Source organism: Pseudomonas sp. M5A4_2d (genome assembly GCF_053345295.1).
Genome location: NZ_JBKEZW010000008.1, coordinates 18,293 through 39,037, shown reverse-complemented (window position 1 = coordinate 39,037; position 20,745 = coordinate 18,293). Strand labels below are relative to the sequence as shown.

Annotated in this window: 15 protein-coding genes; 1 reads left to right on the top strand and 14 read right to left on the bottom strand. The window is 59.7% G+C overall.

Annotated features, from left to right (window positions below; translation table 11 throughout):
- Window positions 1-132: 132 nt before the first annotated feature.
- The gene (locus ACLBW8_RS19070) at window positions 133-732 is read left to right on the top strand and encodes a BON domain-containing protein (RefSeq protein WP_128587646.1); all 600 of its coding nucleotides are present in this window, start codon (window positions 133-135) and stop codon (window positions 730-732) included.
- Window positions 733-1,059: 327 nt separating this feature from the next.
- Here the strand turns inward: ACLBW8_RS19070 and ACLBW8_RS19065 are convergent, their stop codons facing one another.
- The 14 genes from ACLBW8_RS19065 to dksA all read right to left on the bottom strand — a co-directional run bounded on the left by ACLBW8_RS19065 (window position 1,060) and on the right by dksA (window position 20,643).
- Window positions 1,060-3,993, bottom strand: coding sequence for a DUF748 domain-containing protein (locus tag ACLBW8_RS19065; protein WP_447806080.1), 2,934 nt, complete (start codon window positions 3,991-3,993; stop codon window positions 1,060-1,062).
- An 87-nt stretch (window positions 3,994-4,080) separates the two neighbouring features.
- Complete coding sequence (locus ACLBW8_RS19060; RefSeq protein ID WP_447806079.1) at window positions 4,081-5,097, bottom strand: class I SAM-dependent rRNA methyltransferase; 1,017 nt, start codon at window positions 5,095-5,097, stop codon at window positions 4,081-4,083.
- Between the two features lie 55 nt (window positions 5,098-5,152).
- On the bottom strand, window positions 5,153-6,022 hold the full coding sequence (locus ACLBW8_RS19055) for an oxygenase MpaB family protein (protein WP_447806078.1): 870 nt from the start codon (window positions 6,020-6,022) through the stop codon (window positions 5,153-5,155).
- A gap of 16 nt (window positions 6,023-6,038) precedes the next feature.
- A complete protein-coding gene (acs, locus tag ACLBW8_RS19050; RefSeq protein WP_447806077.1) occupies window positions 6,039-7,976 on the bottom strand; it encodes an acetate--CoA ligase in 1,938 nt (645 codons plus the stop codon).
- 105 nt (window positions 7,977-8,081) lie between these two features.
- The gene (gene pgi, locus ACLBW8_RS19045) at window positions 8,082-9,746 is read right to left on the bottom strand and encodes a glucose-6-phosphate isomerase (RefSeq protein ID WP_064454167.1); all 1,665 of its coding nucleotides are present in this window, start codon (window positions 9,744-9,746) and stop codon (window positions 8,082-8,084) included.
- Window positions 9,747-9,987: 241 nt separating this feature from the next.
- Window positions 9,988-10,839, bottom strand: a complete 852-nt coding sequence (gene panC, locus ACLBW8_RS19040; protein WP_447806076.1) for a pantoate--beta-alanine ligase — start codon at window positions 10,837-10,839, stop codon at window positions 9,988-9,990.
- Window positions 10,836-11,636 carry a 3-methyl-2-oxobutanoate hydroxymethyltransferase gene (gene panB, locus ACLBW8_RS19035; RefSeq protein WP_447806075.1) on the bottom strand — a complete coding sequence of 267 codons (801 nt, stop codon included), beginning with the start codon at window positions 11,634-11,636 and terminating at the stop codon, window positions 10,836-10,838. Before panB ends, panC begins: the two co-directional genes overlap by 4 nt.
- A 365-nt stretch (window positions 11,637-12,001) precedes the next feature.
- Entirely contained in the window at window positions 12,002-12,487 is a 486-nt protein-coding gene (gene folK / locus ACLBW8_RS19030) for a 2-amino-4-hydroxy-6-hydroxymethyldihydropteridine diphosphokinase (RefSeq protein WP_447806074.1), read from the bottom strand.
- A 2-nt stretch (window positions 12,488-12,489) separates the two neighbouring features.
- Window positions 12,490-13,893: a polynucleotide adenylyltransferase PcnB gene (locus ACLBW8_RS19025; RefSeq protein WP_407017106.1), complete on the bottom strand. Its 1,404-nt coding sequence runs from the start codon at window positions 13,891-13,893 to the stop codon at window positions 12,490-12,492.
- Between the two features lie 696 nt (window positions 13,894-14,589).
- A complete protein-coding gene (locus tag ACLBW8_RS19020; protein WP_447806073.1) occupies window positions 14,590-16,029 on the bottom strand; it encodes a sigma-54-dependent transcriptional regulator in 1,440 nt (479 codons plus the stop codon).
- Window positions 16,030-16,051: 22 nt separating this feature from the next.
- Window positions 16,052-19,006, bottom strand: a complete 2,955-nt coding sequence (locus ACLBW8_RS19015; protein WP_167353711.1) for a sensor histidine kinase — start codon at window positions 19,004-19,006, stop codon at window positions 16,052-16,054.
- Window positions 18,990-19,166: a hypothetical protein gene (locus ACLBW8_RS19010; protein ID WP_003176118.1), complete on the bottom strand. Its 177-nt coding sequence runs from the start codon at window positions 19,164-19,166 to the stop codon at window positions 18,990-18,992. Before ACLBW8_RS19010 ends, ACLBW8_RS19015 begins: the two co-directional genes overlap by 17 nt.
- A 62-nt stretch (window positions 19,167-19,228) precedes the next feature.
- A complete protein-coding gene (gene gluQRS, locus ACLBW8_RS19005; protein WP_447806072.1) occupies window positions 19,229-20,116 on the bottom strand; it encodes a tRNA glutamyl-Q(34) synthetase GluQRS in 888 nt (295 codons plus the stop codon).
- Between the two features lie 83 nt (window positions 20,117-20,199).
- Window positions 20,200-20,643, bottom strand: coding sequence for an RNA polymerase-binding protein DksA (dksA, locus tag ACLBW8_RS19000; protein ID WP_025857127.1), 444 nt, complete (start codon window positions 20,641-20,643; stop codon window positions 20,200-20,202).
- Window positions 20,644-20,745 lie beyond the last annotated feature (102 nt).

The following is a 20,745-nucleotide window of genomic DNA, read 5'->3' as shown; positions in this document are numbered from 1 at the left end:
TTTTGTAAGTTGCTGTTTTATAAGGGGAATATTCGAATTCAGAACTTGGCACAGTGCCTGCAATAACCCTGTTAACGCTGCAGCATCAAGGTTCACACACTGCAGACTTTCAATAAAACAGGAGTTACTCGTATGAAGAAGTTCGCTCTCGCTACTGCTACCGCTCTGACCCTGGCCATGGGTGCTAACGTGGCCTTTGCTCAGACTTCCCAAGCGCCAATGACCCTGGCCGCTGGCGAAATGACCAAAGCCAAAGAGTCCACTTCCGACACTTGGATCACCACCAAAGTCAAAGCTGACCTGCTGACTGAAAAAGGTATTCCTGGCTCGGACATCAAGGTTGAAACCAACAAAGGCGTGGTTTCCCTGTCGTCGACTGTAGCTATCTCGGACTCGCAGAAAGCGACTGCTGTAGCGATCACCAAGAAAATCAAAGGTGTTACCGCTGTATCCGCTGATGGCCTGCTGGCTGGCGGTGCGATGAAAGCTGACAACATCGACAAATCCAAAGATGCCACTTCGGACACTTGGATCACTACCAAGGTGAAAGCTGACCTGGTTACCGAGAAAGGTATTCCTGGCACCGACATCAAAGTTGAAACCAACAAAGGTGTTGTTTCCCTGTCCTCTTCTGTCGCAGTGACCGAAGCTCAGAAAACCACTGCTGTTGCGATTGCCAAGAAAATCAAAGGCGTTAAAGCTGTTTCGGCCGATGGCCTGAAGGCAGAGTAACGCTCAACTATTCGTCTGAACTGGACGGCGGCGGCTTAGGGTGAGTTAGATTTCCACCCGATGCACCTCTTGAGTTCATGCGACCGACCACACGGATGTGGTCATTACAGGCCCCGGCACTTGTGTCAGGGCCTGTTCTATTGTGGGCTGGAACAAAATCTCAAGGCCGACATACATCAAAGTGGGAGCTGGCTTGCCTGCGATGCAGGCACCTCGGTCGTTCAGTTGAACCGAGGTGATGCCATCGCAGCGGTTCGGCGGTCCGATAAGCCAGCTCCCACATTTGTATCAGGCCAGCTCCCACATTTGGATGATGTCGTTCAGGCGTTACTCGGCATCCAGATGCATCGGCGTCACTACTCGACCATCCTTTTCAGCCTGCCCCAGGTTGGCGTCAATGAAGTAAACCCGGTCATCTTCCAGTTTTCCCTTGTCCACCAAGTAGTCCTTGATGGTGCTGGCGCGGTCTTGGCCCAACTGGCGCAGCAGCACGTCACTGGCGCTCCAGAACTTGATCAAACCATCCTTCAGCTTCGCGGTGCGATCATCGCTGCTCAGGTCTTTCCATTCAGCCGGTGGTTGTTGTTTCAGGCGAGTGCGGTAGATGCCTTCGAGCAACGGCGCCTTTTCCTTCTCCGGTACAACCAGCAGCGATGCCTGGGCTGGAACCTTGTCACCACGACGCTGGAGGATCTTGTAGTAGTTGTATTGGTATTCGCGCTCCAGACGCTCTGCGGCCAGGAATGGTCCGTCACTGCTGGCAGCCGCCGTGCCTTCGATTTCCAGGCGCAGGGTAGGGCGCTCTTTCAGCGCCTTGGCCAGGGTGTTCAGGGCGCCTTCGGCGTCTTTGTTCAACTCACTGGAGCCTGCGGCGAAAGACACATTACCGAGGTCTTCCGAGCCCCCACCGCTTACCAGCCCGCCGATAAACTTGAACGGCGCCGTTGCCGCGCGTACGACCAGGTTGCGCAGGGTCTGCCACACAATCGGCATCACGCTGAATTGCGGGTTATTCAGGTCGCCGGTCACCGGCAGTTCGATGGAGATCTTGCCGTCAGAGTCCTTGAGCAGGGCAATTGCCAGGCGAATCGGCAAGTCCACGGCGTCGGCACTGTCGACCTTCTCACCCAATTGCAGCTGTTCGACCACCACTTTGTTTTCGGCCTTCAACTGGCCTTTGGTGATGACATAGTGCAGGTCGAGGTTGAGACGGCCCTTGCGGATACGAAAGCCCGCGAACTTGCCGGAGTACGGCGTCAATGTAGTGAGTTCGACGCGTTTGAAGCTGGTGGCGATATCCAGCGCCGCCATCGGATCAAATGGGTTCACGCTGCCCTTGATGGTTACGGGGGCGTAGCGATCCACCTTACCGTTGATGTCGACGCTCGCCGGTTTGGCCTGGCGGCTGTCAATGGTGCCAATCTGCCCGTTGAGTTGTTGGATGGCGGTGGCGAAGTTAGGCGTGAGGCTGAAGTCGGCGAAGTTGGCCGAACCGTCATTGATCGCAATCTGCCCGATATGAATGCCCAACGGCTTCTCTTTACTGGTCGCAGGCTTCGCCGCCGTCTTGTTGCCACTGTCGGCTGGTTGCGGGATCAGCAAGTCATCGATGTTGGTGGTGCGATCATCGTTGATCATGAAACGTGCATAAGGCTGCAGCAGGTTGACCTTGTCGATCGACAGGCTATTGCCGTGCTGATAGTTCACGCCTTCCAGCATCAGGCGTTGCCATTTGAGGAAGTCGCGGTTCTTGAGGGTGTCCAGGGTGTGTAATTGATCGACCTGAGCGCTGCCGGTGACCTGAAGGGCCAGTGGGTCCGTGCTTTTCAGGTTCACATCCAGATTGCTGCCCAGCATGCCGCTGCGCAATTCCAGGCGAATAAAGGGGCTGATATAAGATTGAGCGACCCGCAGGTCGATATCCTGGGTATTCACTTTCAGTCTGGCGCTGACCGGGTTGAGGTTGACCTCACCGGCCGCCTGGATCTTGCCTTGCTTGCCCAACCCGGAGTCGACTTTCAGGCTAAAGGGCTTCTGGTTGAGGCTGTCGAAGTTCTGCACATCGACATTCAACGGGCCCAGTTCCAGTGCGACGGCGGGTTTGGCCTGACGGTCAGCCAGGTGTACCTGGTAATTACGCAGTTGCACGTCCTTGAGCAGCACTTGCCAGGGTTTGCTGGGCGCTGCCGGTTCAGCTTTTGGCGAGTCGGCGGTGGCTGGCGCAGTGGCGGGTTCCGGCGCCTTGGCCGGTTTGCTCGGTTGGCCGGCAAACAGTTTTTGCCAATCCAGTTGCCCATCGGCCTCGCGGGCGGCCCAGGTTTCCAGCTTGTTACTGCGAATCTTGCCGACAACAACTTGCTGCTTGGCCAGGTCTACAGTGGTTTCGCTGACATCCAGGCGTTCCAGCCGCACCAATGGCCGGCCATCCGGTGCCTTGATGGCAAAGGGCGCGATGCTCGCAGCCGTGTTGGTCAGGTTCAGCTCGGTTTCTTTGGCCAGGCTGAACTTGTAGTCGGTGCTGAAATTCAGCACACCGTCCTCAAGAACCAACGGCACGGCGTCTCGTACGTACGGCCACCAGGCTTTCATCTTGCCGTCGGTGACTTTCAGCGTGCCTTCGGAAGTGATCGGCACCAGGCTGAAATTGCCTTTCCAGTCGATCTGCCCACCTTCAGGACCGGCAGCCACCAGCGTCATGTCGGCGTTGTCTTCCGGCAAGGTGCTGAGGTTTTTCAACTCAAAGTCGAGTTTGTTGTAGAAGAATTCGATCGGCTCGCTCGGGCGCAGATCCTTGAAGTGCACATAACCGCCGGCCAGCTTGATGCTGTCGATACGCAGCGGGAAGGGTTTGGCATTCGGGTCGGCCGGCGTCGGCTCGCTCGGCGGCAGCTTGAACAGTTGCGCCAGATTCAGTTGGCCGGATTTATCGAACAGCAATTCGGTCTTGGGCTGGTCCAGTTGCACATCCGCCAGGTGCAGGGCGCGCGTCCAGAGACTGTCGATCTGCAGGTTGGCGTAAAGACGCTCGAAACCGACCTGTTCCTTGCCAGGCTCACCGATCTTCAGGCCCCACAGTGTCAGCTCCAGGCTGAACGGGTTGAGCTCGATCCGTTCGATTCGCGCCGGCACCGTGGCGTAATTGGCCAGTTGCTGGTTGGCTATACGAAGGGCGATGCCCGGCAGAATCAAAAAGCCCAGCAAGCTGTACAAAGCAAGGGCAGTCAACAAGGCGCCTATGGCGCGAATCAATCCTTTGGGCATGGGTGACGCCATCTATGTCGAACGAGAGTGCCTTGGAGTATGGCACGGGATTTCGGTTCCGAAGAAGCGGGTCTGTTGAGACAAGTCTTACAGTTGCAGCATCAGTGTTTTCAGGGGGGGCTGCTGGTCCTGGGAAGGAAAGTCCGCCCCCGGCGTGATGATTTGCCAGTCGCGTACCGGGCGACCGGCTTTTTCGGCGCAACGCAGCACCTGTTCACGCCAGTCATCCATGCTGACTTTTGCGAGGTTGTTGCAGCAGATCAGCACGCCATTGTCGGCCGTCGCCAGCAACGCGGGTTTGAGCAGGCTCTGGTAGTCGCGCAACAGGTCAACGGTGCCGAAAGCGCTCTTGGCCCAGGCCGGGGGGTCGAGCAACACCAAGTCATATTGACGTTGCTCAAGGCGTGGATAGCTCGGCAGCTTTTGGCCGCGCCGCTGGGTGATCGGCAAGCCCGCCAGTTGGCGAATCGCCGGGAAGTAGTCGGACTGCACAAAATCCATGGTCGGCAAGTGCGGGTTGAGCAGGCCGTTTTCGCGACCGACCGCCAGGTTGCCCTCGGCGAAGTCCAGGTTGCACACCTCACTTGCGCCACCGGCTGCCGCGCTCAAGCCTACGCCACAGGTGTAGGCGAACAGGTTCAGTACGCTTTTGCCGGCGCTGTGGTCCTTGACCCAGCCGCGGGTGTTGCGCAGATCCAGGAACAGCAGCGGGTCCTGCCCGGCATGGCGCCCACGTACACGGTAATTGAGTCCCCATTCGTGGCCGACCTTGTCTTCCAGGGCCACGGGTTCGGCGCGGTACACCGTGTCTTCACGGTCGATTCGCGAGTTGCCACGGGAACGGTCGTTGTACACCAGCAGCAATTCCAGGCCCATGAACTGATTGACCTGTTGGTGCAGGTCCAGCAGTTCCTCGGTGTGCAGGGACTGATGGAAGCTTTGCACCAGCAGTTGCGGGCCATAACGGTCGATGGTCAGGCCACCGGCGCCTTCCTGGCTGCCATGGAACAGCCGGTAGCAGTCGGTGCCTTGGGCATGCAGCTCGTTGATCAGGTCTTGGCGGTAGTCGAGGGCGGCGCGCAGCGCCTGATTCAAGGGAGTCATGGAGCGCGCCTTGCTGTAAATGGGGGCGCGGAGTTTAACAGCTATAGGTGCTGGTCTACATCAACCCCATCCGCCGATGGGCGCGCTGTACCGACCCATTGCGCATCGCCCAACGCAGTAACGGCGCGCTGCGCTTGACCCCGGCGCGGATCATCTGGCGTTGCAGCGGGCTCTGGCGTTGTTCGAGCATCGCGCTGGCCCAGTCCGGCAGCAGGTCGATCCCTGCTTGCATCATCAAGCTGCCAAAGGGTTTGGCCAGTGTGCTGGGGGCGGGCGCATTGACCAATAGGCGCAGCACTTCGCGGCTGCGCTCGTCGCACAGCAATTGCGGACGAATGCGCGCCAGATAATCCGAAATTTCCTGCCGTGAGCGCGGAACATGTCGCGCGCCAAGCCTTTCGGCTACCAGCGCGATTTCGCTGTAGTAACGATCCTGGTCCCGCCCGCTGAGGTGCGGGTTTCGATAACGCAGGTGCGCTGCGAGAAAGTTGCTGACTTCCGCCACATGCACCCAGGTCAGCAGCTCCGGGTCGCTGGCCGCGTAGGCTCGCCCGTCCGGGGCGTGTCCGACCACTTGCAGGTGGATGGTGCGGACTTTTTCAATCAGCCATTCGGCGTCCTTGCGCGAACCGAACGTGGTGCCGGAAATAAACTGCGAGGTCCGCCGTAAGCGTCCGAGCATGTCCTGGCGAAAGTTGGAGTGGTCCCACACACCGGCCAGGGCCAGCGGATGCAAGGCTTGCAGCATCAACGCGCTGATGCCCCCGATGAGCATGCTGCTGAAGTCGCCATGGACTTGCCAACTGACCGAGTCCGGTCCGAACAGGCCTGGGTCGCCCTTGGGGTTTTCCAGGTCCAACTGGCCCAGTGACAGACCGGTGAGGCTTATCAGCTGGGTTTCGATACGGCTGCGGATAAATTCCATGGCGACTCGGGGGTTCCTATCGATTCAGGCGTTTGTCGATCAGGCCGTCGACGACACTGGGGTCAGCCAGGGTTGAGGTGTCGCCGAGGCTGTCCAGTTCGTTGCAGGCAATCTTGCGCAAGATCCGTCGCATGATCTTGCCGGAACGGGTTTTCGGCAAGGCGGGTGCCCATTGGATCAGTTCCGGCTTGGCAAAGCTGCCGATTTCCTTACTGACCAGGTCAAGCAGGTGCTTTTTCAGCTCGTCATTGGGCTCGACCCCATTCATTGGTGTGACAAAGGCATAAATCCCCTGGCCTTTAACGTCGTGGGGATAGCCGACCACGGCCGCTTCGGCCACTTGGTCATGCAGCACCAGCGCGCTTTCCACTTCGGCGGTGCCGATACGGTGGCCGGACACGTTAATAACGTCATCGATGCGCCCGGTGATCCAGTAGTCGCCGTCGTCATCGCGCCGCGCGCCGTCGCCGGTGAAGTAGTAGCCGGGGTAGGGTTTGAAATAGGTGTCGAGCATGCGCTGCGGGTCGCCGTAGATACTGCGGATTTGCCCAGGCCAGCTGGCTTTGATGGCGAGTACGCCACTGCCGGCGCCGCTCAACTCCTTGCCTTGTTCGTCGAGCAATACAGGCTGTATGCCAAACATGGGCTGGGTTGCGCAACCCGGTTTGATCCTTTGGGCGCTGACCAGCGGGCTGAGCATGATGCCGCCGGTTTCGGTCTGCCACCAGGTGTCGACGATCGGGCAACGCTGCTCGCCCACGGCGTTGAAATACCAGTCCCAGGCTTCCGGGTTTATCGGCTCGCCGACGCTGCCCAACAGGCGCAGGCTGGCGCGGGAGGTGCTCTCCAGTGGGCCGTGGCCCTCACGCATCAAGGCGCGTAGTGCGGTGGGCGCGGTGTAGAAGATATTCACGTTGTGTTTGTCGATTACCTGCCAGAAACGCGAGCTGTTCGGGTAGCTCGGCACACCTTCGAATATTAGCGAAGTGGCGCCATTGGCCAGCGGGCCGTACACGATGTAGCTGTGGCCGGTAACCCAGCCCACATCGGCGGTGCACCAGAACACTTCGCCGTCACGGTAATCGAGCACGTACTTGAAGGTCATCGCCGCTTGCAGCAGGTAGCCACCCGTGGTGTGCAATACGCCCTTGGGTTTGCCGGTGCTGCCGGAGGTGTAGAGGATAAACAGCGGGTCTTCGGCGTCCATCGGCTCGGGCGGGCAGTTGTCGCTGGCGGCCTCCAGGGCCTGTTGATACTTGAGGTCGCGGCCTTCTACCCAGGCAAGGTCCGCACCGGTGCGTGCCACCACCACTACCGTGCTGACGTTCGGGCAACTGGCCAGGGCCTTGTCGACATTTTTTTTCAAGGCCACCGGCTTGCCACCGCGTACGCCTTCGTCAGCGGTGATGACCGTGCGGCAGTCGGCATCGAGAATGCGATCGCGCAAGGCGTCCGGCGAAAACCCGCCAAACACCACCGAATGCACTGCGCCAATGCGCGTGCAGGCCAGCATCGCGTAGGCGGCTTCCGGGATCATCGGCATGTAGATGCACACCCGGTCGCCTTTCTTCACGCCACGACTTTTCAGCACATTGGCCAAGCGGCTGACGTTTTGGTGGAGTTGGCGGTAGGTGATTTTGGAAGACGTTGCAGGGTCGTCGCCTTCCCAGATGAAAGCGGGCTGGTCAGCGCGTTGCGCCAGATGACGGTCGATGCAGTTGTAGCTGACGTTCAGTTGGCCGCCGGCAAACCATTGGGCCGCGCCGGTGTTGATGTCCGAGTGTTGAACGGTATGCCACGGAGTAATCCAGTGGAGAAAGCGCTTGGCCTGTTCGGCCCAGAAGATGTCGGGTTGCTCAATCGATTGGCGATAGAGGCGCTGGTAGTCTTCTTGACTAAGCTGCGCCGCCCGGCGCACGGCATCGGCGGTGGGAAATGTGCTGATATCGAACATGAGCGGTCCTTATTCTTGTTTTCGGAACAAGCCATAAAGATGCGCGCACTGGGGGGAGGGTTCAAGGCCAACGTCCAAACGGACGTTGGCCTTGCGATACCTGGATCAGCCGCGGTGACGACCGCGGAAGTAGTTGATCAGGCCCTGGGTCGAAGCATCCTCGGCCGAGGTTTCTTCGGCGCCGGTCAGACGGTTGTACACGCCTTTGCCCAGCTCTTTACCCAGCTCCACGCCCCATTGGTCGAAGGCGTTGATGCCCCAGATCACGCTCTGCACGAACACTTTGTGTTCATACATGGCCACCAGTGCGCCGAGGCGACGCGGGCTGATGCGCTCGACCACGAGGGTGTTGCTCGGGCGGTTGCCCGGGATCACCTTGTGCGGGGCCAGCTTCTGCACGTCGGCTTCCGGCATGCCCTTCTCGCGCAGTTCGGCTTCGGCTTCGCTGCGTGTCTTGCCGAGCATCAGTGCCTGGCTTTGCGACAGGCAGTTGGCGAACAGCCACTGATGGTGGTCGGACACGGGGTTGAAGCTGACGATCGGCACGATAAAGTCGGCCGGAATCAGTTGGGTCCCTTGGTGCAGCAACTGGTGGTAAGCGTGCTGACCGTTGCAACCTACGCCGCCCCAGATAACCGGGCCGGTATCGGTGGACACTGGCGAACCATCCTGGCGCACGCTCTTGCCGTTGGATTCCATGTCCAGCTGTTGCAAGTGCTTGGTGATGTTACGCAGGTAGTGATCGTACGGCAGGATCGCGTGGCTGCGCGCACCCCAGAAGTTGCCGTACCACACGCCCAACAGACCCAGCAGCACCGGCATGTTGGCTTCGAACGGAGCATTCTGGAAATGCTGGTCCATGGTGTAGGCACCGGACAGCAGCTCCTTGAAGTTGGACATGCCGATGGCCAGGGCAATTGGCAAACCAATGGCGGACCACAACGAGTAACGGCCACCGACCCAGTCCCACATCGGGAAAATGTTTTCTTCGCGGATACCGAAAGCTACCGCCGCCGCGTTGTTACTCGATACGGCGATGAAGTGGCGGTACAGCTCGGCTTCCGAACCACCCTGGGCCAGGTACCAGGCGCGTGCAGCCTGGGCATTTTTCAGGGTTTCCAGGGTGTTGAAGGACTTCGACGAGACGATAAACAGCGTGGTCTCGGCGCGTAGCTTCTGGGTCAGCTCGTGGAATTCGCTGCCGTCGATGTTCGCCAGGTAATGGCAACGCACGCCTTTGTGGGCGTACGACAACAGCGCCTCGGAGACCAACTCCGGGCCAAGGAACGAACCACCGATGCCGATGTTGACCACGTCAGTGATCGGCTTTTCGGTGTAGCCACGCCACAGGCCATCGTGGATACGGCCCACGAGGTCGGTGATCTGGTTCAGCACCTTGTGCACATCCGGCATGATGTTGACGCCGTTGACCGACAGTTTGTCGCCCACTGGGCGGCGCAGGGCGGTGTGCAGGGCCGGGCGGCCTTCGGAGGAGTTCACCGGTTCGCCGGCATACAGCGCTTCGATCGCGCCTTTAAGGTCGACTTCCTTGGCCAGCGCCACCAGCAGGTCACGGGTTTCGCTGGTGATCAGGTTTTTCGAGTAATCGAGGAACAGCCCGCAGCTGCTCAGGGTGAATTGGGAGAAGCGCTGGGGATCGGCATCAAACGCTTCGCGCATGCTGAAATCCTGCATGGCGTGGCGGTGTTGATTGAGCGCTTGCCAAGCGGGCAGAGCGGTAACGTCATGAGGGGTGCGGTAGTACGCCATCGCTGCGGGTTTCCTTTTTATTACGGGGACTTGCCTTTAGGACACTTCTAAATCCGGAACGTCCAGTCTTTCATCAGGCGTTGGGTTCCGGTCAGCGCCAATAATGGCGCAGGGCGATTACATTAAACCTAGCGTGTCGATATGTCTTGGCTTTGTCTGCGCTGTAGCCGGTACTTTTTTATACCGGCGCAGCAGGGAGGGCAACTGTTTAGCGGTTTTTAAGGGGTAAAGGCCGGGTGGGTCAGGCCAGATTCAAGTGCAAGTTATCGATCAGGCGCGTAGCGCCCAAATACGCGGCCACCAGGATAACGACATCACGGTCTTCAGTCGTGGCCGGACGCAGGTGCACGCCTTGGCGCACTTCCAGGTAATCCATGCGCAAGCCGGCCGCTTCGATGTGCTGGATCTGTTCGGCGCGCAGCTTGGCGAAATCGTGGTCACCCGCTTTGATGGCGGCAGCGATCTGGCTGAGGCTGCGGTATAGCACGGGGGCGATGGCGCGTTGTTCTTCGGTGAGGTAACCGTTGCGCGATGACAGCGCGAGGCCGTCGGCGGCACGTACGGTCGGTTCGCCGATGATCTGGATCGGCATGTTCAGGTCATGGACCATGGCGCGAATAACCGCCAGTTGCTGGTAGTCCTTCTGGCCAAACACGGCCATGTCCGGCTGGACCATATTGAACAGCTTGCTGACTACCGTGGCCACACCTTCGAAATGCCCTGGGCGACTGGCGCCGCACAGGCCTTCGGACAGCTGCGGGACACTCACGCGGGTCTGGCCGGTCATGCCGCCGGGATACATTTCTTCGACGGTCGGCGCGAACAGCAGGTTGCAACCGGCTTGCAGCAGCTTTTCCTGGTCGGCAGCCAGTGTGCGGGGATATTTGTCCAGGTCTTCGCCTGCACCGAACTGCAGCGGGTTGACGAAAATGCTCGCCACCACGAAGTCCGATTGCTGCGCGGCCTTGGTCACCAGGGTGGCGTGGCCGCTGTGCAGATTGCCCATGGTGGGCACAAAGCCGATGCGCTTGCCTGCACTGCGCGCGTGAGCGACGGCGGCTCGCAGTTCTCGTACGGTTTTAACGATGTTCATGCAGAGAATCCGTGTTCGACACCTGGGAAAGTAACGGCTTTGACTTCGTCCACGTAAGCGCTCAACGCCGCCTGGATGCTGTCCTGGCCGGCCATGAAGTTCTTCACGAACTTTGGCGCACGGCCGGTCAGCGACAGGCCGAGCATGTCGTGCATCACCAGGACCTGGCCGTCGGTGGCGGAACCTGCGCCAATGCCGATCACCGGCACTTTGACAGCCTGCGTGATTTCCGCCGCCAGTTCGCTCGGCACGCATTCCAGCAGAATCATCGCCGCACCTGCTTGTTCCAGGGCGATGGCGTCCGCACGCATCTGGCGCGCCTGGGCTTCATTGCGACCTTGAACTTTGTAGCCGCCGAGGAGGTTGACCGACTGCGGTGTCAGGCCCATGTGCACACACACAGGTACGCCGCGCTCAGCCAGCAGTCGGATCGACTCGGCGAGCCATACGGCGCCTTCCACTTTGATCATGTGCGCACCGGCTTGCATCAGTTTGCCGGCGTTTTGAAAGGTCTGTTCGACCGTGGCGTAACCCATGAACGGCAGGTCGGCGATGATGAAGGCGCCGTCGTTACCGCGTTTAACGCTGGCGGTGTGGTAGGCGAGTTCATCGGTGGTGACGGGCAGGGTGCTGTCATTCCCTTGAAGAACCATGCCCAGGGAGTCACCCACCAGTAGCACCTCGACTCCGGCCTGGCAGCAGGCCTGGGCGAAGGTGGCGTCATAGCAGGTCAGCATGGTGATTTTTTCACCTTTGAGCTTCAGGCTCTGCAAGGTGGTCAGGGTAATGTCTGGCATGAAAAGGGTCCTCGTTCAGGCGCTTGGAAACAGCGAGTAACGCGCGCGAGTCTTCGTTTATACAGGCGCACTGTCTTGAGAGCAGTGCTTATAAGGCCTGGATTGCGCCCTTTAGCGCCGGGTCGGCGGCAGCGGGACGCCTATAGTCGTGATGAGGACACGGGAAGTCAATTGGATGTGTTACCGCATTGTTACGAGTGGGGTGTTACCGCTGTTACTGACGCGATTCAGCAGCTTGACCGCCGCTTTGAGTCACGCCAGAGATCAAGTGTGGGCGCAGGCTTGCCGGCGATGCAGGCGACTCGGTACATCCGTCACACCGAGTTGACGCTATCGCAGGCAAGCCAGCTTCCAACGGGATCGCATCAAGCTGTCGGGAGGCGTTCCAGGCCGACAAACGGGCAAGCTGCCAGCAGTTCGCTGAGCGTTTGGCCGTTTGGCAGTTGCTGGTTGGCGGGTGCCAGCTCGGCCAGCGGGTACAACACGAACGCGCGCAGGTGCATCTGGTAATGGGGCACCTTGAGGCGCGGTTCATCGATCAGGCGATCGCCGAACAGCAGGATATCCAGGTCCAGGGTGCGTGGGCCCCAGCGCTCAAGGCGCTCGCGGCCCTGTTCGTTCTCGATGGCTTGCAACGCATCGAGCAACGCCAGTGGCGCGAGACTACTGTCCAGGGCGGCGACCGCATTGGTATAGCGCGGTTGGCCCGGGAGCAGGGAGTCACTTTGATAAAACGCCGACACGCCGGCGACGGTGGTGCCTGGCAATAACGCTAACGCCTCGACGGCGCTGCGCAATTGTTGGTCCGGGGCAGCGAGATTGCTGCCCATGCCGATGTAGATACGGTCCACGTTTATTCGCCTGTGGCGCCCGAGGCATCGGTGGAGCTGCGTTTGCGCTTGCCGCCACTGCGGCGACGCTTCTTCGGCCCTTCGCCGGCGCCATCGCCTTTGCTGCCGAGGTCACGAATCATGTCGCGACGCTGGCTGTCATTGGCGTCCTGGTAGTCAGTCCACCATTCGCCCAGGCCGTCGGTCTGCTCACCCGCGCTTTCGCGCAGCAACAGGAAGTCATAGCCGGCGCGGAAACGCGGATTGTCCAGCAGCAGGTCGGCGCGTTTGCCGCTGCGGCGCGGCAGGCGCTCCTGCATATCCCAGATCTCGCGGATCGGCATGGTAAAGCGTTTCGGGATAGCAATACGCTGGCACTGCTCGGCGATCAGCTCGTGCGCGGCTTCCTGCATGGCCGGGATCGGCGGCATGCCACGGTCTTGCAGACGCAGGACGCGTTTGGGCAGGGCTGGCCACAACAAGGCGGCAAACAGGAACGCCGGGGTCACCGGTTTGTTCTGCTTGATGCGCAGGTCGGTGTTGATCAACGCTTCGCTGATCAAGGTGTGGGTGTACGTCGGGTTGTATTCCAGAGCCTCGGCGCTCGCCGGGAACAACGGATCGAACAACTGCAGGTCGACGAGCATTTCGAACGTGTCGGCGGCATAGCCCGACAGGAACAACTTGAGCACTTCTTCGAACAGGCGCGCGGAAGGAATCTCACGCAACATCGGCGCCAGCTCACGAATGGGCGCGGCGGTGTGTTTTTCGATGCCGAAGTTCAGCTTGGCGGCAAACCGCACGGCGCGCAGCATGCGCACCGGGTCTTCCTGGTAGCGCTGAGTCGGGTCGCCGATCAAGCGGATCAGGTTGTTGCGAATGTCGTGTACGCCATTGGCGTAATCGAGAATGCGCTCGCTGACTGGGTCGTAATACAGCGCGTTGATGGTGAAGTCGCGGCGTTGCGCATCTTCTTCCAGGGTGCCGTAAACGTTGTCGCGCAGGATGCGTCCGCTCTCGTTGCGGGAAGACTGGTTAGTGTCTTCCTCTTCATCGTTTTGCGGATGGCCTGCACGGAAGGTTGCGACCTCGATGATTTCGCGACCAAAGTGGATGTGCACCAATTTGAAGCGGCGGCCGATGATTCGCGCATTGCGGAATTCGGCACGCACTTGCTCGGGCGTGGCGCTGGTGGCGACGTCGAAATCTTTGGGTGTGATGTTGAGCAACATGTCGCGCACGCACCCGCCCACCAGGTAAGCCTGGTAGCCGGCGTTCTGCAAACGTTCGACGATGTTCACCGCATAACGGCTGAATTGGGCGCGCTGCAATGAATGCTGATTGCTGTTAAGCACTTCAGGCGTGCTGCGAATGTGTTGCGTACGACGCAAGGGGGAACGGAATGACTGGAACAACTTCTTCAGCATGGGATGCACTGTTTGAAGGAATGTTCGGCCATAACGAAGAATGACCGCATGATGGGCCGGGATTCTAGCATTTAGTCGGGGGATGGTGTAGGAACAAGCTGCAAGGCTTGAGCCAGAAGCCTAAAATTGTCAAATCCCGGAAACTACAAGGGGAGCCGAAGCTCCCCCAGAAGTAGTTGCGTGCTCTATTTTTATTATTGATTGCGGGCTTCTTGTTTTTGTTGATCGCCCTCGCCATGAAGCTTCACCTTCATGACACTCCCAATCGGGAGTCAAGAGCAAACGGATTGCTTTGGTCGCTGTGTTGCTGATCTAAGATCCAACCAGTTCAGGCTCTGCCTTAGGGCAGTTTTTGTTGTTCTCGGCCTGGTTGCGGGGCAAGCCCCAAATGCAACGCCTCTCCAAAAGAATCAGTTAGCTGCGCCTCCGCCGTGTTGTTTTTGTTATGCGTGAGTCGATTCGTCTTATTTTTATTGTCTTGTACAAAGCTTGTTATTGTTTTTGTACTAAGCATATAGCAGGGTGCGTGCCAACTTTTGTGCCGCCCAGCAAAAACGGGGGGTTGAGGTGGTTTTGGCTTTTTGATGGACCAAAAAAGCCGGGGCTTCGTTACCGTAAGCCCCGGCTTTTGTTACGTGAAAATTCAGAGGTAACAGTTTTTTCACATCTGAGGGTGTTACCTGTGAGGGCGCACCCTCAACTTTCGCTGGCAACCCCGGTCTTGCGCCGTGGAATGCCCAGGCGCTGGCGTCGCTCCCACAGGCACTTGCGGCTTACGCCCAGCTTGCGGGCCAGCTCGGTCTCGGTCATGTGGTCCTGATGCTCAAGGACGAAATGCTGGAAGTAGTCTTCCAGTGACAAATCTTCAGTCGGCTCATGGCTGGTATTGCTGGCGCCGCCCTGTTGCGGGGCCAGGCCGATGAAATCGTCGTCCTCCAGGTTACTGAGCTCGATATCGATACCCAGCAGCTCGGCGGAAATCTCCGGGCTTTCCGACAGAATCACTGCGCGCTCGACCGCATTCTCCAGCTCTCGCACGTTACCCGGCCACGAGTAGTGCCGAATTGCCTGCTCAGCGTCCGGGGCAAACTTGAGGTCGGTACGGTTGATACGCGCGCTCTGGCGCAGCAGGAAGGCGCTGGCGATCTCGTTGACGTCGGCGCCACGCTCGCGCAGGGCCGGAAGCTTAAGGGCGATCACGTGCAGGCGGTAATACAAGTCTTCACGGAACTGGCCGATCTTGGCCAGGCTCTTCAGGTCCCGGTGGGTCGCAGCGATCAGGCGAACATCGACCTTCTGCGATTGCACCGAACCTACGCGGCGAATTTCGCCTTCCTGTAGCACGCGCAGCAAACGTGCCTGGGCTTCCAGAGGCAGTTCGCCGATTTCGTCGAGGAACAAGGTGCCGCCGTCCGCCGCCTCCACCAAACCCGCGCGCCCGGCGCTGGCGCCGGTAAACGCGCCTTTCTCGTGGCCGAACAGTTCGGACTCGATCAGGGATTCAGGGATCGCCGCGCAGTTCACCGAGATCATCGGCGCCTTGGCGCGCTTGGACAGGTTGTGCAGCGCGCGGGCGACGAGTTCTTTACCAGTGCCCGATTCGCCCTGAATCAATACATTGGAGTCGGTCGGCGCGACTTTGCGGATCTTGCTGTACAGGTCCTGCATCGGAGGGCAGGAACCGATGATGCCGATTTCGCCGTTGCTGTTGTCGACGCCTGGCTTGTCCGCACCGTTGGCGCCTTTGCCGGCGGGGCGCTGTTCGGCCGGGGCACTGCTGGCCGACTGGCGGTCGCGCAGGATGCGGGCCACGGCCTGGAGCATTTCGTCGTGGTCGAACGGCTTGGCGATGTAGTCCACCGCGCCCATCTTCATCGAGTCCACTGCCGAACGCAGGCTGGCATAGCTGGTCATGATCAGCACGGGAGTGCCCTGGCCAAGCTTGATCAGCTCGGTACCCGGCGCGCCCGGCAGGCGCAGGTCGCTGACAATCAGGTCGAACGTGGGAATGCTGAATCGCTCTTGGGCTTCCTGCACCGAGCCGGCTTCGCTGACCTGGTATTGATTACGTTCAAGCAGGCGACGCAAGGCAGAGCGGATAATTGTTTCGTCTTCGACGATCAAAATGTGCGGCATTGATTCAATTCTCTCGACGGTCTCAGTTCACAGCGGACGTCGCTTCGACATGACGCGGCAAGGTCACCCGAATACGGGTGCCGCGTTGGCTTTCAGTGTCAGCCGGGCTGTCGATGGTGATTTGTCCATAATGCTCTTCAACGATGGAATAGACCAGTGCAAGGCCCAGACCGGTACCTTCACCTGGGTCCTTGGTGGTGAAGAAGGGTTCGAACAATCGGTCCATGATGTTCTGTGGAATACCGCTGCCTTCGTCCTCCACGATCAGATCGACCGTGTGCTCGAAAGCCTCGCTCTTGACGCGTACCGCGCTGTGCGGCGGGGAGGCGTCACGGGCGTTGGAAAGCAGGTTGATCAGCACCTGCGCCAAGCGTTGGGAGTCGCCGTCAACCCAGTGGTCCGGATCACACAGGTTGAAGAACTGTACTTCGAAATTGCGCCGGTTCAAGGCCAGCAGCCCAATGGCATCCTGCGCCACTTCGGCGAGGCACACCGCCTCGTCCTGATTCTGATGAGCGCCCGCGTGGGCAAAGCTCATCAGCGACTGCACGATGCGGGAAACGCGCTTGGTCTGCTCAAGGATCTGCCCGCTGATTTCGGTGATTTCACCGTCCTCTTCGCGCTCCTCGCGCAGGTTCTGCGCCAGGCAGGCAATGCCGGTGATGGGGTTGCCGATTTCATGGGCAACACCCGCTGCCAGGCGGCCAATGCTCGCCAGGCGTTCGGAATGCACCAGCTTGTCTTCCAGCATCTGGGTTTCGGTCAGGTCCTCTACCAGCAGCACCAGGCCACTGTTGCCAGGCGCCAGTGGCTCATCGATGGCGGCCTTGTGCAGGTTGAGCCAGCGGGTCTGGCCGTCCAGCGCCAGATGCTGCTTGTGCAAATGCTCGTCGGGCAGGTTGATAAAGCCTTGCAGCAGTTCTTTCCACGGGTCGGCCAGCGTATTCAGGCGCGAACCCACTACGCGCTGAGCAGCGATGCCGGTCAGCTCTTCCATGGCCTTGTTCCACATCAGGATCTCTTGATCCTTGGCCAGGGAACACACGCCCATCGGCAGTTCCTGAAGGGTTTGACGGTGATAGCGGCGCAGGGCATCGAGTTCGGCGGCGAGACCGGTGAGGCGTGAGTGGTAATCCTCCAGCCGGCTCTCGATGAAATGGATGTCTTCGGTGACGTAGTTTTCGCCGCCGGCCTTGTAGGGCAAGAACGTTTCTACCATGTCCTGAGACACGCTCGGCCCCATCAGGCCGGACAGGTTGGCTTCGATACGGTCACGCAGGCGGCGCAAGGCATACGGGCGACGCTCGTCGAACGGCAGGTACAGATCGCGCAGCGCCTGTTCGACTTCTTTCTGTGCGGCCTTGGCGCCCAGTGGTTTGGCCAATTGGGTGGCGAACTCCTGGGGTGAGGCGGCATGCAGTTCGCGCCGTTGCGGGCGCCGCACGTTGTCCACCGCGCACGCTTCGGCGGCGCTGGTTTCTTCCGGGCTGGCGTTGGTGAACAGCGAGATCAGGGTGAACATCAGCACGTTGGCAGCGAGGGAGGCAATGGCCGCCATGTGCCAGCTGGTGTCGTCCAGCACGTAGATCATGTTCAACAGGGGAATGTAAAAGCCCTGCAGGTTGCCGACCAGCGGCAGCAGCATGGTGACAATCCACACCAGGATCCCGGCCAGCAGCCCGGCGATGAATCCACGTCGATTAGCGGTTGGCCAGTACAGCACCGACAGCACGCCGGGCAGGAACTGCAACGTGGCGACAAACGCGACGATGCCGAGGTTGGCCAGGTCTTGTCCGGGGCCCAGCAACAGGTAGAAACCAAAGCCGGCCATGATGATTGCGACGATCAGCGCGCGCCGTGTCCACTTCAGCCAACGGTAGATATTGCCTTCAGCTGGCGGCTGGTAAAGCGGTAGCACCAGGTGATTGAGCGCCATGCCCGAGAGCGCGAGCGTGGTGACGATGATCAAGCCACTGGCCGCCGATAAACCGCCGACGTATGCCAGCAATGCCAGGGATTTGCTGTTGGCGGCAATCCCGACGCCGAGGGTGAAGTATTCGGGGTTGGTGGTCGCCCCCAGCTTGAGGCCAGCCCAGAGAATCAGTGGCACCGCCAGGCTCATCAGCAGCAGGAACAACGGCAAGCCCCAGCTGGCGCTGACCAGTGAGCGCGGGTTGAGGTTCTCGGTGAACGTCATGTGGTACATGTGCGGCATCACAATTGCCGAGGCGAAGAACACCAGCAACAGCGTGCGCCACGGGCCTTCCTGCAGTGGGGTGTGCAAGGCGGCGAGGGCGGTCTGGTTTTGCAGCAGCCACAGTTCCAACTGTTGCGGGCCGTCGAATACGCCGTACAGCGCATAGAGGCCGACACCGCCGATGGCGATCAGCTTGATGACCGACTCAAAGGCAATCGCAAACACCAGGCCTTCGTGTTTCTCACGGGTGGCGATATGGCGTGAGCCAAAGAAAATCGTGAACAGCGTAATCAGCGCGCAGAAGGCCAGGGCAACGCGATGCTGTACCGGCTCGCGGGTGAGGATGCTGATGGAGTCCGCCACAGCCTGGATCTGCAGGGCCAGCAGCGGCAGCACGCCGATCAGCATGAAGATCGTGGTCAGTGCGCCCGCCCAGGTGCTGCGAAAGCGGAAGGCAAACAAGTCCGCAAGGGAGGACAGCTGATATGTACGGGTGATTTTCAGGATCGGGTATAGCAGCACCGGCGCCAGCAGGAATGCGCCGGACACCCCGAGATAACTGGAAAGAAAGCCGTAGCCGTACTGATAGGCCAGGCCCACCGTGCCATAAAACGCCCAGGCGCTGGCGTATACGCCCAGGGACAAGGTGTAGGTCAACGGATGGCGAATGATCGCCCGCGGAATCATTCCGCGCTCACTGATCCAGGCGACGCCGAACAATGCTGCCAGGTAGGCGGCGCTGATCAGCAGCATCTGGGTGAGGCTAAAGCTCATCGGCATCTTTTTGGCTCTGCAGGATGAAGGTCACGACGATCAGGATCAGCCACAGCAGATAAGGGCGGTACCAGGCGCCCGTGGCGTCGATCCACCAATCCATGATGGCGGGGGAAAACAGGTAGATCCCGACGACCAGCAGCAGGACCAATCGATAGATGTACATGTTGGCCTCTGAGTAAAAAACTGCGGCGATGGTAACGGATGGCTGGGAAGCTGCAAGCGCCTTCAGCTCAATTGCGCTTCGGCCAGTGTGAGTGTGCGCGGGATCATTGTGGGATCCCAGTGCGCAATGCCCCAATCCAGCAGCTCCCGTGGGCTGGCGTGGAGAAGTTCGCTGCCGGGTTGTTGGCCGAGCGCGCGCAGGGCCCTCACTAGCAAAGGCGTGGCCTGGTCGGGTGTCAACGGTGGGGAGCGGTAGGATTTGCCCAGCTTGTGACCGTCCGGCTGGATGATCAGCGGCACGTGCAGGTAGCGCGGTTGGCGCAGCCCCAGGAGTTCTTGCAGGTAAAGCTGGCGCGGTGTGGAATCCAGCAGGTCAGCACCGCGCACGATGTCGGTAACACCTTGCCAGGCGTCGTCGAGTACCACGGCCAACTGGTAGGCATACAGGCCGTCGCGGCGACGGATGACAAAATCGCCTACATCACGCCCCAAGTGCTGTCGGAATTCGCCCTGTACGCGGTCGGTAAAGTGGTATTCCAGCTCAGGGACACGTAAGCGGATAGCCGCATCTTGCTGATCATGCCCGGCATTTCGGCACAGCCCCGGGTAGATCCCGTTGTACGGCTCCAGCTGTTTGCGCGAGCAGGTGCAGGCGTAGGCCAGGCCATGGTTGAACAGATCGTTCAGTACCTTGGCATAGGCCTCATGCCGCTCGCTTTGTCGGACCAGTTCACCCTCCCACTCGAAGCCATAGCTTTCCAGGGCATGGAGAATCGCTGCCTGGGCGCCGGGCTCTTCACGGGGTGGGTCGAGGTCTTCCATGCGCATCAGCCAGCGGCCGTGATTGGCGCGGGCATCGAGGTAGGAGGCGAGGGCGGCAACCAGCGAGCCGAAATGCAAATGGCCGCTGGGCGTGGGGGCGAAACGCCCGATATAGGTAGAGGCTGTCATGGGCCGGATACTACTGGAAAAACGGTAAATCCCAGAAACAAAAATGGGGCGTTCGCACGCCCCATTCGTTCAGCCCGGCAGGGTTACTTGCCGACCTGTTTTTCCTTGATTTCAGCCAAGGTCTTGCAGTCTACGCACAGGTCCGCAGTTGGGCGGGCTTCCAGACGACGAATACCAATCTCGACGCCGCAGGATTCACACCAGCCGTATTCTTCGTCCTTGATCAGTTGCAGCGTCTTGTCGATTTTCTTGATCAGCTTGCGCTCGCGATCACGGGCGCGCAGTTCGAGGGCGAACTCTTCTTCCTGGCTGGCACGGTCGGCCGGGTCAGGAAAGTTGGCTGCTTCGTCCTTCATATGGTCAACGGTGCGGTCAACCTCCTGCATCAAGTCCTGTTTCCACTTGTTGAGGATTTTGGTGAAGTGCTCGCGCATGGGCTCGCCCATGTACTCCTCACCTTTCTTTTCGACGTAAGGTTCGAAGCCATTGAGGCCTTGAGTCTGCTGTTGCTTTGCTTGGGTGGACATGAATAGACCGCCTCTCACTCTTCTAATCCATTGCGCAGGATTGCAACGTCACCGACACCTGCCGGCCCTGCGGCTGCAAGCGGGCGAACTTACCAGATAGAT

Coding starts and splice junctions, on each gene's coding strand:
- ACLBW8_RS19070 (WP_128587646.1), top strand. CDS start 133: ATGAAGAAGTTCGCTCTCGCTACTGCTACCGCTCTGACCCTGGCCATG.
- ACLBW8_RS19065 (WP_447806080.1), bottom strand. CDS start 3,993: ATGCCCAAAGGATTGATTCGCGCCATAGGCGCCTTGTTGACTGCCCTT.
- ACLBW8_RS19060 (WP_447806079.1), bottom strand. CDS start 5,097: ATGACTCCCTTGAATCAGGCGCTGCGCGCCGCCCTCGACTACCGCCAA.
- ACLBW8_RS19055 (WP_447806078.1), bottom strand. CDS start 6,022: ATGGAATTTATCCGCAGCCGTATCGAAACCCAGCTGATAAGCCTCACC.
- acs (WP_447806077.1), bottom strand. CDS start 7,976: ATGTTCGATATCAGCACATTTCCCACCGCCGATGCCGTGCGCCGGGCG.
- pgi (WP_064454167.1), bottom strand. CDS start 9,746: ATGGCGTACTACCGCACCCCTCATGACGTTACCGCTCTGCCCGCTTGG.
- panC (WP_447806076.1), bottom strand. CDS start 10,839: ATGAACATCGTTAAAACCGTACGAGAACTGCGAGCCGCCGTCGCTCAC.
- panB (WP_447806075.1), bottom strand. CDS start 11,636: ATGCCAGACATTACCCTGACCACCTTGCAGAGCCTGAAGCTCAAAGGT.
- ACLBW8_RS19025 (WP_407017106.1), bottom strand. CDS start 13,893: ATGCTGAAGAAGTTGTTCCAGTCATTCCGTTCCCCCTTGCGTCGTACG.
- ACLBW8_RS19020 (WP_447806073.1), bottom strand. CDS start 16,029: ATGCCGCACATTTTGATCGTCGAAGACGAAACAATTATCCGCTCTGCC.
- ACLBW8_RS19015 (WP_167353711.1), bottom strand. CDS start 19,006: ATGCCGATGAGCTTTAGCCTCACCCAGATGCTGCTGATCAGCGCCGCC.
- ACLBW8_RS19010 (WP_003176118.1), bottom strand. CDS start 19,166: ATGTACATCTATCGATTGGTCCTGCTGCTGGTCGTCGGGATCTACCTG.
- gluQRS (WP_447806072.1), bottom strand. CDS start 20,116: ATGACAGCCTCTACCTATATCGGGCGTTTCGCCCCCACGCCCAGCGGC.
- dksA (WP_025857127.1), bottom strand. CDS start 20,643: ATGTCCACCCAAGCAAAGCAACAGCAGACTCAAGGCCTCAATGGCTTC.